This window comes from Mariniflexile sp. HNIBRBA6329 (assembly GCF_043558645.1).
In the GTDB taxonomy this organism is placed as follows: domain Bacteria; phylum Bacteroidota; class Bacteroidia; order Flavobacteriales; family Flavobacteriaceae; genus Mariniflexile.
Window position 1 is genome coordinate 113195 of the sequence record NZ_JBIFXS010000001.1, and the last position, 16260, is coordinate 129454.

The 16260-nt window shown below is 36.2% G+C and carries 11 protein-coding genes; 8 read left to right on the forward strand and 3 right to left on the reverse strand.

Annotated features, from left to right (window positions below; translation table 11 throughout):
* Positions 1-6: 6 nt before the first annotated feature.
* The 5 genes from ACGK9U_RS00505 to ACGK9U_RS00525 all read left to right on the forward strand — a co-directional run bounded on the left by ACGK9U_RS00505 (position 7) and on the right by ACGK9U_RS00525 (position 8840).
* Positions 7-1182: an efflux RND transporter periplasmic adaptor subunit gene (locus ACGK9U_RS00505; RefSeq protein ID WP_394464389.1), complete on the forward strand. Its 1176-nt coding sequence runs from the start codon at positions 7-9 to the stop codon at positions 1180-1182.
* Positions 1183-1185: 3 nt separating this feature from the next.
* Positions 1186-4845, forward strand: coding sequence for an efflux RND transporter permease subunit (locus tag ACGK9U_RS00510; protein WP_394464390.1), 3660 nt, complete (start codon positions 1186-1188; stop codon positions 4843-4845).
* A gap of 138 nt (positions 4846-4983) precedes the next feature.
* Complete coding sequence (gene aspS, locus ACGK9U_RS00515; protein WP_394464391.1) at positions 4984-6738, forward strand: aspartate--tRNA ligase; 1755 nt, start codon at positions 4984-4986, stop codon at positions 6736-6738.
* Between the two features lie 16 nt (positions 6739-6754).
* Entirely contained in the window at positions 6755-8569 is a 1815-nt protein-coding gene (locus ACGK9U_RS00520; RefSeq protein WP_394464392.1) for a chloride channel protein, read from the forward strand.
* 34 nt (positions 8570-8603) lie between these two features.
* On the forward strand, positions 8604-8840 hold the full coding sequence (locus ACGK9U_RS00525; RefSeq protein WP_394464393.1) for a hypothetical protein: 237 nt from the start codon (positions 8604-8606) through the stop codon (positions 8838-8840).
* A 114-nt stretch (positions 8841-8954) separates the two neighbouring features.
* Here the strand turns inward: ACGK9U_RS00525 and ACGK9U_RS00530 are convergent, their stop codons facing one another.
* Entirely contained in the window at positions 8955-9404 is a 450-nt protein-coding gene (locus ACGK9U_RS00530; RefSeq protein ID WP_394464394.1) for a nucleoside deaminase, read from the reverse strand.
* A 78-nt stretch (positions 9405-9482) separates the two neighbouring features.
* On the opposite strand from ACGK9U_RS00530, the gene ACGK9U_RS00535 reads away from it, so the two are divergent.
* Together ACGK9U_RS00535 and dxs are read left to right on the forward strand one after the other, a co-directional pair.
* Positions 9483-10400, forward strand: a complete 918-nt coding sequence (locus tag ACGK9U_RS00535; RefSeq protein WP_394464395.1) for an energy transducer TonB — start codon at positions 9483-9485, stop codon at positions 10398-10400.
* A 21-nt stretch (positions 10401-10421) separates the two neighbouring features.
* Positions 10422-12173: a 1-deoxy-D-xylulose-5-phosphate synthase gene (dxs, locus tag ACGK9U_RS00540; RefSeq protein ID WP_394464396.1), complete on the forward strand. Its 1752-nt coding sequence runs from the start codon at positions 10422-10424 to the stop codon at positions 12171-12173.
* 22 nt (positions 12174-12195) lie between these two features.
* On the opposite strand, the gene ACGK9U_RS00545 is transcribed toward dxs, so the two are convergent.
* The gene (locus ACGK9U_RS00545) at positions 12196-13602 is read right to left on the reverse strand and encodes a cyclodeaminase/cyclohydrolase family protein (RefSeq protein ID WP_394464397.1); all 1407 of its coding nucleotides are present in this window, start codon (positions 13600-13602) and stop codon (positions 12196-12198) included.
* A 319-nt stretch (positions 13603-13921) separates the two neighbouring features.
* Positions 13922-15262 carry a dGTP triphosphohydrolase gene (gene dgt / locus ACGK9U_RS00550; RefSeq protein WP_394464398.1) on the reverse strand — a complete coding sequence of 447 codons (1341 nt, stop codon included), beginning with the start codon at positions 15260-15262 and terminating at the stop codon, positions 13922-13924.
* 322 nt (positions 15263-15584) lie between these two features.
* Between dgt and ACGK9U_RS00555 the strand changes: the two genes are divergently transcribed.
* Entirely contained in the window at positions 15585-15971 is a 387-nt protein-coding gene (locus tag ACGK9U_RS00555) for a carboxypeptidase-like regulatory domain-containing protein (protein ID WP_394464399.1), read from the forward strand.
* Positions 15972-16260 lie beyond the last annotated feature (289 nt).

The following is a 16260-nucleotide window of genomic DNA, read 5'->3' on the forward strand; positions in this document are numbered from 1 at the left end:
TTCGTTATGAAAAAAATTATAATTTTCGTTACTATTTTAAGCATAGCATATAGTTGTGCTAATAAAGAAGCATCCAAAGTAAGCGTAGATTCGGTAATCGAAAGTGGCGACCTTACCAAAATGAAAGCTAAAAGATCCGAAGTATTGATGTCTTACGACAGTATTTCAAAGTTGCTTTCAAAATTAGAGCATGCCATTTCCAAAATCGATACAACTAAAAAACATACTCTAGTTACTGTCTATAAAGTGGCAGACACAACCTTTAAAAATTACATTTCCATTCAAGGCAATGTAAACACCTCTGAAAATATCTTGATCTATCCTGAATATCAAGGCGTATTATCTCAGGTATATGTAAAACAAGGACAAAAAGTATCTAAAGGACAAACTTTGGCAAGAATTAACGATGGTGGTTTATCTAGCCAATTAGCACAACTAGAAGCACAATCCCAATTGGCAAAAACAACTTACGACCGTCAAGAACGTTTATGGCAACAAAAAATAGGAAGCGAAATTCAATACCTTCAAGCCAAAACCTCTATGGAATCTTCACAAAGTGCTGTTAAACAACTTCGTGCACAACTTTCTAAAACTATCATAACAGCTCCGTTTTCTGGTGTTATAGACGATATTATTACCGAACAAGGTCAGGTAGTCGTTCCTGGCATGCAAGCCATAATGCGCTTGGTTAACCTCAACAACATGCATGTTAACGCCTCTATTCCAGAAAACTATATAAAAAGTGTTGTAAAAGGATCTTCAGTGAATGTTACTTTTCCGGCTCTTGGAAAAACAGTAGAAGGCAAAGTAAAAACCGTAAGTAGTTTTATCAATCCAAGTAATAGAACTTTTGAGATTGAAGTAGATGTGCCCAATGCCGATAAAACCATTAAACCTAACCTAATGGCAAACTTGGAAATTAACAACTACAGCAAGGAAAATGCGTTGGTTATTCCTTCCGATTGTATTCAAGAAAACGCTAAAGGTGAAAAACATGTGTTTTTAATAGATGAAACTGCCACCAATGCAAAAGTAGTTCAAACCAAAATAGAAACTGGCAATACACAAGGCGGCTTAATTGAAGTTTTAAGCGGTTTAGAAAAAGATACAAAAATTGTAAAAGACGGTGCGCTAACACTTAAAGATGGCGAAACTGTAACCATAAAAACCACCAACCAATAAGTTATGGAAGCAAAAAAGTATAAATATTTTGGACTATCTAACTGGTCCATAACCAACCCAATGACAGTCTTTGTTATCATAGCTATTGTACTGTTGGGCGGACTCCTGTCCTATTTAAGTTTACCACGAGAATCCTTTCCAGAAGTTATCGAATCTAAAATCTATATTAGTTCGATATTCCCTGGAAATGCTGCAGAAGATGTTGAAAAGCTCATCACAAAACCTTTGGAAGAAGAAATTGATGATATCACTGGTGTTACTAAAATTACTTCAACCTCGTTACAGGATTATTCCATCATTACCGTTGAGTTTGAAGAATCCATTACCACCGAAGAGGCTAAAGTAAAAATTAAAGATAAAATTGATGCTGTAAAAGCAGAACAAGACTGGCCTACCCTAGATGGTGGTGCCAAAGTAGAACCCAATGCTTTCGACCTCAACATTTCAGAAATGATGCCAATTGCCCAATTAAACCTTACGGGCGATTACACCTCTGAACAGTTAAAAAAATACGCTGAAGATTTACAAGATAAACTAGAAGCCTATCCAGAAATTAAGGAAGCAACCCTTTTAGGTGTTCAGGATAAAGAGGTTGAAGTTGCGGTTGATGTTTTTAAAATGACTGCCTCCGAAGTAAGTTTCAACCAAATTATTGGCGCTATTCAAAATGAAAACGTCACTATTTCAGGAGGTAATGTTATTGAAAATGGCTTACGCAGAAACATACGTGTTATTGGTGAAATAGACAATCCGCAACAGCTACAAAATATTGTTGTAAAAGAAGACAATGGCTCCGTTTACCTTCGTGATATTGCCACCATCAATTTTAGACAAAAAGATGCTTCAACTTACGCCAGAGAATACGGTCAACCTGTAGTTATGCTCAGCATCAAGAAAAAAAGTGGTGAGAATATGATTGATGCCATGCACAAAATTAAAGCGCATTTACCCATAGCGCAATCTACATATCTACCAGACGATTTAAAAATTTCCATAACTAGCGATGAGTCTTCAAGAACCGAAGATCAAGTGGCAGAACTTGAAAACTCTATCATTTTTGGAGTACTATTGGTAGTTGGTGTTTTAATGTTCTTTTTAGGGTTTAGAAATGCATTATTCGTAGGGATCGCTATTCCATTATCCATACTATTGTCATTTTTAATATTACCAATCGTTGGAGATTTTATTGGTATCAATATTACGCTTAACACCATGGTGTTATTTGCCACAGTTATGGGATTGGGTATGTTAGTAGACAACGGTATTGTGGTTGTAGAAAATGTTTACAGACTTATGGATGAAGGTGTGCCACGACTTGAAGCTGCAAAACGAGGCGTTGGCGAAATTGCATGGCCTATTATAGCTTCAACAGCTACCACATTAGCGGCCTTTTTACCACTTGGTTTTTGGCCAGGAATTATGGGTAAATTCATGATATATTTCCCCTTAACACTTTCAACCGTACTCTTTTCGTCCTTGTTTATTGCTTTAGTAATCAACTCAATGTTAACCTCAAGATTCATGAAGGTAACCGAAGAAGAAATGTCTAAAAAAGACCTTATAAAAATAAGTATAGTACTACTGGCTTTTGGAGTTCTATTAATTATTTCAGGCCTTTTAAACACTCACATTATTTTCCAAATTTTAGGGCCCATCACCTTAATTACTTCTTTAGTAATGTGTTTCATTGGATGGAAAAACAGGAGTAAAACTGCTTTGCTAAAACGTGGTTTAGGCTTATTTGCTGTCGCCTTGTTATTTACCATTCTAGGTTTTATTGGTGGCCCTAAAGCCTTAACTGGTTTCGGAAACCTGTTTGTGTTTATTGCCGCATCATTATGGTTTTTTAAATATCTATTGATTCCCGCTTCAAAGCGTTTCCAATTTAATACCTTACCAAAAATTGAACGCAAGTATCAAAACTTTTTAGAAAGCGCATTAAAAGGAAGTAACGCCTACCGCTTTGTATTCGGCACATTTGGTTTATTAATTATATCATTCATTGTGTTTGGAATGTTCACACCTAACACATTATTTTTCCCCGAAAACCAACCTAACCAAGCCATTGTTTACATTGAATATCCCGAAGGAACTGATATTGAAAAAACCAATGCTCTAACTAAAATTGTGGAACAACAGGTGTTCGATGTCTTGGATAAATATCAATATCAAAAAGACGGAAAACCTTATGATTTCATGGCCGAAACCATTATTTCTCAAGTTGGTGAAGGCGCAGGAAATCCGCAAACCGATGGTGCTTCTCAAAACGAAATGCCTAATAAAGGCAAGGTTACAGTATTGTTCAGAGAGTTTAAACATCGTTATGATGAAAACGGCAATAAAGTAAGTAGTTCCGATGTTTTAACCGAAATACGCGAAGCCGTTCAAGGGCACCCTGGGGTTAGTATTATTGCTGAAAAAGATGCCAATGGTCCACCAGTAGGTTACCCTATTAACATTGAATTAAAAGGCGATGATTACAATGAACTGTTGGATGAAGCTCAAAAAATCCAGACTTTTATAAGCGAACAAGGAATCCCAGGTATAGAAGACCTTAACTTAGATGTTAACCAAAACAAACCTGAAATGGAGGTTATTGTAAACCGCGAAAAAGCAGGAGAATTAGGTGTATCTACTGCTCAAGTTGGGCAGGCACTACGTTCAGCCATTTATGGTTTTGATGCTTCAACATACAAAGAAGGTGAAGACGATTACGACATTTTTGTAAGGTTTGATGGAGACAGTCGTTACAATGAAAGTGCGCTTTTCAATCAGAACATAACCTTTAGAGATAATACAGGTACATTAAAGAAAATTCCGTTGGCAACCTTAGTAGAAACCAAAAACATTGCAACCTTCAGTTCAATAAAACGCAAAGATTTAAAACGTGTTATTAGCATTTACTCAAATGTTTTAGAAGGCTTTAACCCAACCGAAATTGTTCAGAAGATACAAGCCTCAATGGTAAACTATAAATTACCTAGTAATATTACTTATCAGTTTACGGGCGAACAGGAAGAAATGGCTAAAAACATGGCGTTTCTTTCTAAAGCCTTGCTTATTGCTATGGCACTTATTTTATTAATTATTGTAGCACAATTTAATTCGGTTTCCAAACCTTTTATCATATTTATTGCTATTGTACTGAGTTTTATTGGTGTATTGTTTGGATTGGTTATTTTCCAAATGGACTTTGTGGTGATGATGACCATGATGGGTATTATTTCTTTGGCTGGAATTGTAGTAAATAATGCAATAGTACTTATAGACTATACCCAGTTATTGATAGATAGAAAAAAAGAAGAATTAGGAATACCTGAAGACATGTATTTAACGCGTGAACAGTATCGTGAAGCCATTATTGCTGCAGGGACTAACCGTTTAAGACCCGTTTTACTTACAGCTATAACAACCGTTTTAGGATTAATTCCGTTAGCAGTTGGTCTTAACCTAAACTTCTTTACGTTGTTTACCGAGTTTGACCCACAAATGTACATTGGTGGTGATAACAACATTTTTTGGAAGCCAATGTCCTGGACTATCATCTTTGGGCTAACCTTTGCTACCTTCTTAACTTTGGTTATTGTTCCTACACTATTCTATTTGTTAAATCGAGCAAAAATTAGATTTCACGAAAGCAAAATACAAAAAAACCTTCCGTAGACTAATGATTAAGTAATTACAGAAAGTCATCTAAAAAACTTTTTTAGGCGACTTTCTTTTTATAACCAGATTAAAAAATAGTAATGATAAATTCATACTCTACAGTATTTGATTAAATTTGCACTTCAATTTTCAACTATGTATAGAAGTCATAATTGTGGCGAACTAAATACGTCATTTATAAATAAAGAAGTTACACTTGCAGGATGGGTTCAAAAATCTAGAGATAAAGGATTTATTGTTTGGGTAGATTTACGCGACCGTTACGGTATTACGCAACTTGTTTTTGATGCAGAGCGTACTTCAAAAGCTATGTTAGAACAGGCTCAAAACTTAGGGCGCGAATTTGTTATTCAAGTAAAAGGAACGGTTATAGAACGAGCTTCCAAAAACCCGAACATGCCAACAGGCGATATTGAAATTTTGGTTTCAGAATTAAACATTTTAAACGAAGCCTTGTTGCCACCGTTCACTATTGAAGACAAAACCGATGGTGGCGAAGAATTACGTATGAAGTATCGCTATTTAGATATTCGTCGTAACCCCGTAAAAAACAGCTTGATTTTTAGACATAAAGTAACTCAAGAAGTTAGAAACTACCTTTCAAAAGAAGGTTTTATTGAAGTTGAAACGCCTTATTTAATAAAATCGACTCCTGAAGGTGCGCGCGATTTCGTAGTGCCTTCACGCATGAATGCTGGTCAGTTTTATGCACTTCCGCAATCGCCTCAAACGTTCAAACAACTCTTGATGGTTGGCGGCATGGATAAATATTTCCAAATTGTAAAGTGTTTTAGAGATGAAGATTTACGTGCTGATAGACAACCAGAATTCACACAAATAGATTGTGAAATGGCGTTTATTGAGCAAGAAGATATTTTAAATGCGTTTGAAGGATTAACGCGCCACTTACTAAAAGAAGTGAACGGTGTTGTAGTTGAAAAATTCCCAAGAATGCTATACGACGATGCGATGCGCTTATACGGAAACGACAAACCAGATATTCGTTTTGGCATGCAATTTGGCGAACTTAACGATGTGGCGCAGCACAAAGATTTTGGCGTTTTCAATAGTGCTGAATTGGTAGTTGGTATTGCTGTTCCGGGTGGAAACGCTTATACCAGAAAAGAAATAGACCAATTGATTGATTGGGTAAAACGCCCACAAATTGGTGCCTTAGGCATGGTGTATGTACGTTGTAATGACGATGGCACCTACAAATCATCCGTAGATAAATTTTATGATGAAGCCGATTTAGTTAAATGGGCAGAAGTAACTGGTGCCAAAGCTGGCGATTTAATTTGTGTGCTTTCGGGTAATACAAATAAAGTGCGCTCCCAATTAAGCGCCTTACGCATGGAATTAGCAGAACGCCTAGGACTTAGAAATCCTAAAGAATTTGCACCGCTTTGGGTGATGGATTTCCCACTTTTAGAATGGGACGAAGAAACCGAGCGTTACCATGCCATGCACCATCCATTTACATCACCTAAACCAGGACAGTTAGAACTTCTAAAAACAAACCCAGGTGAAGTAAAAGCCAATGCTTACGATTTGGTATTGAACGGAAACGAAATTGGTGGCGGTTCTATAAGAATCCACGATAAAGAAACCCAATCCCTTATGTTCGATTATTTAGGCTTTACCCCAGAAGAAGCTAAAGCACAATTTGGCTTTTTAATGGACGCTTTTCAATATGGTGCACCACCACATGGTGGGTTGGCTTTTGGATTGGATAGATTGGTAGCCATTTTGGGTGGACAGGAAACCATTCGCGACTTTATCGCATTCCCAAAAAACAATGCAGGTCGTGATGTGATGATTGATGCACCAGCACCAATTGACGATGCGCAATTAACGGAGTTAAGCCTAAAACTTAATTTAAAACAATAAAAAAGAATCCTGCAAAATGCAGGATTTTTTAGTAGATTTAAACATGCCGAAACAAACCATTTTAAAACAAGTACTCATTTGGAGAGCCAAACACATTTCTCACAGACAATTTGTATACTTTTTAAGTATTGTTATTGGTTTCACCTCGGGTGTTGGTGCGGTTATCCTAAAAAACTTAACCCACTTTTTCCAACACTTGCTAGAAGGGAATTTAATTAAATACTACCATCACGCCTTCTACTTTTTGTTTCCAATTATCGGATTAACCATTGTATATTTCATTATAAAATACGTCATTAGAAACAAGGTAAGCCATGGTATTCCTTCTACCCTTTTTGCTATTTCCAAACGAAAAGGGGTTATGAAACAATACCAAATGTTTGGTTCTATTTTAACGGCACCTCTTACGGTTGGTTTTGGTGGTTCGGTAGGGTTGGAAGGCCCTACGGTAGCTACAGGAGCCGCCATTGGCTCTAACATTTCCAGAATGTTCCACATGAACCAAACCACTCGGAATTTACTCATTGGTTGTGCCGCTGCTGGTGCCATGAGTTCAATTTTCAAAGCCCCAATTGCTGCTATTATTTTTGCTATTGAAGTTTTTAGTTTAGACTTAACAATCGCCTCCATGCTACCCCTTTTGTTAGCTTCACTTTCAGCGATTTTAACTTCTTATTTTTTCTTTGGAGACGATATTTTATTGCCCTTTAAAATTGAAGATAAGTTTGTACTTGCCGATGCGCCTTTCTATATGATTTTGGGTGTTTTTGCAGCTATAACTTCCATTTACTTCGCTCAAGTTTACGATAAGTTTCATACGTTTTTTGATAAAATAAATTCACCTATCAAACGCTTACTCATTGGTGGTCTTCTATTAGGCGTTTTAGTTTATTTTATTCCACCACTTTATGGTGAAGGTTTTGATGTTATAAATAATCTTATTGCTGGAAATCCTGAAAAAGCCTTAGAAAACAACGTATTCCAAATGGATTTAACTAACATTTGGACTATTGTTTTACTACTAGCAGGCTTAGTGTTTTTTAAAATTATAGCCAGCGCACTTACTTTTGGTGCTGGTGGCGTGGGTGGTATTTTTGCACCTACGCTTTTTATGGGCAGTATCATGGGAAACTGCATTGCTAAAATAATCAATAACTGTGGTTTGTTTAACACGCCTGTTTCCGAAAGCAATTTTACCCTAGTAGGAATGGCCGGTTTGCTCGCTGGTGTTTTACATGCGCCCCTAACTGCTATTTTCTTAATTGCCGAACTTACCAGTGGCTACGAACTTTTCATTCCGCTAATGCTTACAGCTACCATTTCATTTGGTATTACCAAATACTTTAGTTCGCACTCGGTTTATAATATGGAATTGGGCAGAAAAGGCGAACTCATTACCCACGATAAAGACCACGCGGTGTTAACCCTCATGGAAATAGACAAGGTTATTGAAAACAACTTTATAACCATAACCCCAAAAATGACTTTAGGTGATATGGTACATCAAGCGGTTGTAAAATCGAACCGAAATATTTTTCCCGTTGTTAATGAAAAGAACAACGCATTACTAGGCGTTATTTTATTGGATGATTTACGCCCCGTCATGTTCGATCAAACATTATATAACGATATTGTTGCAACCGACATTATGCAACCTGCACCCGAAATAATAGATCTTGAAAAAGATAAAATGACCGATATTATGAGAAAGTTTCAAGATAGTAGTGCTTGGAATTTACCCGTGGTAAAAAACCACGAATATGTTGGTTTTATATCCAAATCCAAATTACTTACCGCTTATAGAAGACAATTAATTAATTTTACAAAATAAACGCTCAGGCTCTATAATCATTCAATCTCATCACATGAAATACCTCATCCTCTTTTTATTTCTAGCGGCTTTCGGAAGTATTTTAACCGGGTATTTTTTGGAATCCGAACACTCCCAAAAACTCATTGGCTTTGGTGTTTCCGGACTCTTCCTAATAGTTTTTCCTCTATTTTCATATTACCGTTGGAAAGATAAAAACGTAAAAGATTACATGCTTACCAAAGAGAATCTAGATAAAATGCGAGAGCGCGAAGGCGATACTAGAAAATAATTTTTTTAGGCATTCCTTTGTAAGAAGTTTGCAGTCGCAGTCTCGGTTTACAGTTCTCTGTCAGGTTGAGCGCAGTCGAAACCTCATAAACCATCTATCTTAAAACCTAACAATCTAATTCAAATTACGCTTCTGAATAAAAAACCGCTTCAAAAGTTCTGAAGCTTCTGCTTCCAAAACACCACCTTGTATCGTGGTTTTAGGATGTAACTTGGTGTTCAAATTAATACAGCCACGTTCCAAATCTCTAGCGCCATACACAATTTTTGAAATCTGGCTCCAATACAAAGCACCAGCACACATTTGGCAAGGTTCTAAGGTTACATAAAGTGTGCAATCTTTTAAATATTTACCTCCTAAAAAATTAGATGCTGCGGTAATGGCTTGCATTTCAGCATGCGCCGTCACATCGGTTAACAGTTCCGTTAAATTATGTCCGCGTGCAATTACTCTATTATCAATAACGATAACAGCACCCACAGGAATTTCGCCTTTTTCAAAAGCCATTTCTGCTTCTTGAAGCGCTTTTTTCATAAAATAGGTGTCGTCGAAAGGTTGTATCATAAAAGCAAAAATACAAATTCAATTTGTTTAAAATTCTTTCGGCAAGAAATTTGATGACACTTTTTAAATCTTTCCATTATGAAAAAATATTATGCTATTTCAATCCCCAAGCCATGTCATGAAGATTGGAACGCTATGTCTCCAAAGGAAAAAGGCAAATTCTGTAGCTCTTGTTCTAAAACAGTCATCGATTTCACTAAAATGAATACTAATGAAATTCAAGATTTTATTCATGAAAACAAAAACAATCGTATTTGCGGACATTTCAAACAAACCCAATTAGATAGCATTAATTTACATATTCCATCACAAATTTTAACGCAACAACAAAACTTTCATAAAATGTTTTTACTGGTTTTGTTAATTGTTATGGGAACAAGTTTAATGAGTTGTACCAACAAAAATGGTGATAAGCAAAAAATTGATAGTATTGAAGTTATTGATACTATAAACAACAATACAATTGATATACTAGGAGGAATATCGGAAATAACACAAGAAGATTCATTACAAAAAAACACCTGTACAACTAAATCTACAAATGCTAAAGCAAATCCAATAATTGAACCAACTGGAATTGTTGAAGCAAAAAACACTTCCAAAGTTAAAATTACTGAATCGCCAGAAATAGAAGGTGAAATTGTGATTGGAATTATTGTAAATGAAACACAACCTGAATTTAAGGACACTCCAGAAAACCTATCTAAACAGGAAAAAAGAGATTACTTCAAGAAAGAAATATCAAGAATTGTTTCTGAAAATTTTAATACTTCCGTTTGTTTAGATGTAAAAGGAAGACAACTAATTCGAACTCGATTTAAAATTGATAAAAACGGAGATATTAAGGAAATTAAAGTAAGAGCACCTCATATTAAACTTGAAGAAGAAGCCATTCGAGTTATTAAACTTTTACCTCAATTTATTCCAGCAAAACAAGGAAACAAACCTGTAGAAATGGTTTATACCTTACCTTTCATTTTTCAAGTAGAAGAATAATAAAATATGTACTTTTGCTTCGTGCAAAAAAGTCTTTTAAATACTATTAATTCCCCAAAAGAACTTCGTCTTTTAAACCAAAAAGACTTACCGCAACTTGCCCAAGAATTACGTGACTTTATCATCAACATTGTCGCCACCAAAGAAGGCCATTTAGGTGCTAGTTTGGGGGTGGTAGAACTAACTATTGCCCTGCATTATGTGTTTAATACTCCCGAAGACCAACTTATTTGGGATGTTGGCCATCAAGCCTACGGTCATAAAATTTTAACGGGCAGAAAAGATTTGTTCCATACCAACCGACAAATGGGCGGTATTAGCGGTTTCCCAAAACGCGATGAAAGTGAGTACGATGCCTTTGGTGTTGGGCACGCTTCTACCTCTATTTCGGCGGCATTGGGTATGGCTATTGCTTCCCAACTAAAAGGCGATTTAGAAAAACAACATATCGCAGTCATTGGCGATGCCAGTATTGCTGGTGGTATGGCGTTTGAAGGGTTGAATCATGCCGGTGTTACCAATGCCAATGTATTGATTATTTTAAATGACAACGCCATTGGTATCGACCCCAGTGTTGGCGCTTTAAAACAATATTTAACCAACGTAAAAAAAGGCATCCACCGAAAAAACAACATCATTAAAGCCTTGAATATTGATTATTCGGGACCTATTGATGGGCATGATATTAATAAAATCATTTCAGAGTTAAAACGTCTAAAAACGGTAAAAGGTCCTAAGTTTTTACACATTATTACCACCAAAGGCAAAGGTTTAAAACAAGCCGAACAAGACCAAGTAAAGTACCACGCCCCTGGAAAATTTGATGCCACTACAGGCGATCTTATTTCCAAAGCACCTTCAAATTTTACCAAATACCAAGATGTTTTTGGACACACCATTGTGGAACTTGCCAAACAAAACAAAAACATTGTGGGCATTACCCCTGCCATGCCAACAGGAAGCTCGTTAAAATACATGATGGAAACCATGCCGCATCGCGCTTTTGATGTGGGTATTGCCGAACAACATGCCGTTACCCTTGCCGCAGGTATGGCAACCCAAGGCTTGGTGCCATTTTGCAATATTTACTCCACGTTTTTACAACGCGCTTACGACCAAATCATACACGATGTGGCTTTACAAAAACTACCCGTTATTTTTTGTTTGGACCGCGCCGGTTTGGTGGGAGAAGATGGCGCCACCCATCACGGGGTTTTTGATATATCGTATTTAAGATGCATACCCAACCTCATCATATTTGCACCACGTAACGAGGTGGAACTGCGCAACATCATGTACACCGCGCAATTGGGCTTGCAGCAACCCATGGCCATTCGTTATCCACGAGGCACGGGCATAACGGTTGATTGGAAACAACCTTTTGAAACCATAGCCATAGGAAAAGGCATTCAGCTAAAAGCGGGAAATAACCTTGCTGTTTTGAGCATTGGCACCATTGCCAAAAATGTTACCGAAGCTATTTTAGATTTAGAAGTGTCGCATTACGATATGCGTTTTGTAAAACCTTTAGATGACACCTTACTTCATTGCATCTTTAAAAAACACCAAACCATTGTAACGGTTGAAGACAATAGCATTAAAGGTGGTTTTGGAAGTGCTATTTTAGAATTTGCCGCTACCCACAACTATAAAAACACCATTAAAGTTTTAGGAATTCCTGATACTTTTATGGAGCATGGCAGTGTTACCGAACTACAAAAAAGTATTGGGTTGGGTGTTGAGGGTTTGAACAAATGTTTCAGTAAATTCTAATTATTAAGGTTTTAGGAAGTAATTAATAGTGTACTAAATTCAATTCTTCGAGACGAATTGCCATAGCTTCGATAGAAACACCAAATCTTTTTGAAAGAGATTCAAAACGTTTATTTTCAAAAAATTCTGCTGAAGCTAATTTTCTAGATAAATCTCTTAAGGTTTTGCATTCTCTCTTTAAATCTACAAGGCTCTTCCCACCAAAATTAAATGCAGAAGTTTCGTTTAACTGAAAAACTTCAGATGAAAATTTTTCTTCAAATTCTTTTTTTATCAATCTTGATGGCATTAAGAAGTATGAAGCAAATTTATCGGCTTCTTTTTCAACCTTACTAAAAGCAACTCTTTTATCAGGACTATCAGTTGGAATATCCCTATGCAATATGGATTGCTTGTGAAGAATAGCATGACCTAATTCATGAGCAGCCGTAAACCTCTGTACCTGATCAGGAAATTTATCAGAAACCAAAACAAGTTTATTTGGTTGATCAATCACACCTGCCACTTCTACAATTCCATCTTCCTCAATAGGTACGGCATAACGATCGGAAGAAAGGTAATCATAGCCTAAAGCTTTCTTAAAAATCACTTCTGGATTCAAAATATCTAAATAACTTTCGGGAATATTCTTTTTCCATATCAGATGCTTATTCTTCCAAAGAAGATTTTGAAGTTCTCGAGCACATTGTTCAATGTCTAAACTTTTATTAATTTTATACTTTGTAAAAATTTTATTTATACCATCAAAAAGAGGAATCTTTTTCTTAAATTCATCATTAAGGATTTCTATTTTGGAACCAGCTATCTTATTCAGTCTTTTATATTCCAATTCCAAAGTATTAACTTTTGAAACAATTGATTTTGAGTATTCATATTCATCACTATTAAAAGACAGAACGTTAAGTCTAATTATTGAAATGCAACCTGCTATTGCTAAAACAGAACCACTTAAGCTAACTTGAGAATCCCCACGAGCTGCTTTAAATCCATTATCAAAAACGAAGGCTGCAATTTCAGCTACTTCTTTACATAGCGATGCTATTTGAAGAGGAATTGCAATAGAAACTTTCAATTCTTCAAGAGCTTGCCTTCGAAGTTGGTTCTTAATTATTCCATCTTTTTCATTATCCCTTGCTTTTCTAAGATTTATAGTCTTATCAAACTGTTCAGAATCAAATTGGAACTTATCAGCCAGTTCAGGATAAATACGGTTTTCTATTTGCTCTTGAAAATCTAAAAGTTCGAAAATACAATGTGAATATAAATGCTTCCTTTTCTCATCTGCACATAAACTAATAACTGTAGAAATCAGTTTAGCAGAAACCATTCCTTGGAAGGCTGCAGCACTGCCAGAACCTGGTTTATGATTTCCTGCACCAAATTTCTCCATTAAATCATTAACTGTTCTCTCTAATAAATTCAAACTCATAAAGTAAAATTTTAATAAAAGTACGATTTTAGCACGAAAGACAGACTTATAAACGAAATAAAAACTGACAAAAAATACTTAACGGTTTCAAAAACGCATGAAACCTAGCAAAGAAACCCTGCGTTAGCGATTGAAGCGGTATCCTTTTTAAAACCTGATTACTAAAAGTTTGTTTGAACTAAAATTTAATAGATAGCTTCGTCCCGCGTCCTCGCCATGACGTTTTAAAAAGATTTAGCTGAAAGCGCGACCCTTCGGGTAACGCCTAAAATATAAATTCTTAAGTTAGAGATTGCTTTGTTTTACTCGCAATGACGTACTAAAAACTAATCCCTTTTATTTTTTTATATTCCAATATGGCTTTGCTGTCTGACAGTAACGAGATGTGGTAACACACGCTTGAAAGTCTGTTGTATAAACTGGCATCGTTTGCTTTTATGGTTTTTGGCAGGCCTTTTAAAATAAGTTTGTCGTAGTTGGATGCAATGCCTTCAAAACTATTGTTAACGGCGTTGGTATAGGTGTTTAATAGCGTGTTGATAACGCCGTAACCTGCAATTTCTTTGTCTATGACTTCGGTGGACTGGTAAATGTTTTCGACACTTATTTTAATGATGTCCTTTATTTGTGCATCGTATTTGCTTTTATCTAGCAAGGCACAATCGAAATGGCCACTTAAAATGGCTTCTTCGTGGGTCATGAAAATATCGACCGCCTCGTTAATAAGGCTGCCTATGGCCAAGGCACGCAAATAGCCTATGCGGTCTTCTTTGGTGGAAAGTGCATAATAATTTTCGGGCTTGATGTTGTGGCGTATTATTTTAGACAGATACTCTAAAGCAAATTCTTCTTGAATGAGGCCTAGGTTGATGCCATCTTCAAAATCGATGATGGTGTAGCAAATATCATCGGCCGCTTCTACTAAAAAAGCGAGGGGATGGCGAGCGTAACTTAGGTGTTTATCGCTGCGTTTTAATAAACCCAGTTCGTTGGCAATATCTTCATACGCTTCTTTTTCACTTTGGAAAAACCCGTATTTTTTATCGGCTATATGGTTGGTTGGTTTTTTGGGCAACGATTCTTTTGGGTATTTGGTGAAGGCCCCTAAGGTGGCGTAACTTAAACGTAAACCGCCAATGCGCCCTGCCCTACTTTCGGTTAAAATTTTAAAACCGTTGGCATTGCCTTCAAAATCGCATAAATCTTGGTATTCTTTTTCGGTTAATTGGCTTTTATATTGGCTGCCTGCCCCGGTTTTAAAAAATTCGCCAATGGCTTTTTCTCCGGAATGCCCAAAAGGCGGATTTCCAATATCGTGTGCCAAAGCTGCTGCTGCTACAATAGCACCAAAATCGTTGGCTTGATACCCGTGTACATTTTGTAAATGCGGGTGTTTTTCCAGCAATTTTTTACCTACCAAACGCCCCAAAGAACGCCCCACAACACTTACTTCCAAACTGTGGGTTAAGCGGGTGTGAACAAAATCGGTTTTCGATAAGGGAATCACCTGGGTTTTATCCTGTAAACTTCTAAATTCTGATGAAAAAATAACACGATCGTAATCTACTTCAAAGCCCAAACGGGTTTCGTCCTGTTCTTTTCGTATGCGTTTATTGGTGTCGCCAAAGCGTTTTAAAGATAATAATTGTTCCCAGTTCATTGTGAAATTTTATGCTTGGGCAAGATAATAAAGAATTTCTTTAAACGTAGCATATTCTTTTATAAGGAAAATTAAATGCCTCATTCTTGTACTAAATAAATGTTCTATGCCACAGTGAGCTTGTCGAAGTGGCGCTTTATGTCTTCGACAAGCTCAGACTGACATTTTAGAATTAATTGGCTAACGTTCTACTTAAAGTAAAATGTTTTCAAAAAAAACCTGGTAACATTAAGGTAACATTTTAATAGCTGTTGTTTAATGTTAAGGTAACATACCATTTAAGCGGAATCGCTTTTTTTGCAGTGTATTTATAATAACACTTATGAAACATTTAATTTACATCGCTATTCTTCTTTTCACCACTTTATCCTTTGGGCAAAACACAGGTTTAATAGTTGGTAAAGTATTAGATAATGAAGTGAATGACGCGCCATTAGTGTTGGCAAATGTTTCGGTAAAAGGAACTTCTATAAATTTAAACACCGATTTAACGGGTGTGTTTGTTATTGAAAACCTAGAAGCTGGCGATTATACCTTAGCATGTAGTTTTGCTGGTTATGACACCAAAGAAATTAAGGTGCATGTAGATGCCCTACAACCTGCTGAAGTAAAGGTATCTTTGGCTGCAAGTACGGTTTCATTCAGTGAATTAGCACTTCTTACTGCGGTTGCCCAAAAAGATGATAAATCGACTGCTGCTTTAAATTAAATACAGCGATTATTTTTTAAACCTCCTTCATTTAACCCGTTAGGTGTCATTATTTAAAAAGTCAATTTTATACTAATTGTCACATTCAGCGCTGTCGAAATGTTTCTGAAATAAAGTCTTCGACAATCAGACAGACATTTAAATTCCAAGTGGTTTATTAGTTTCAAATAAAAACGGATTTCATTTAAAATATATCTATCCCAAAGAAGGATGGATTTTTTGTTTTATACCTGTTCCTGATTTTAGGTAAACATCTCCCTTATTTATACAAACCCAATGTTAAATTAAC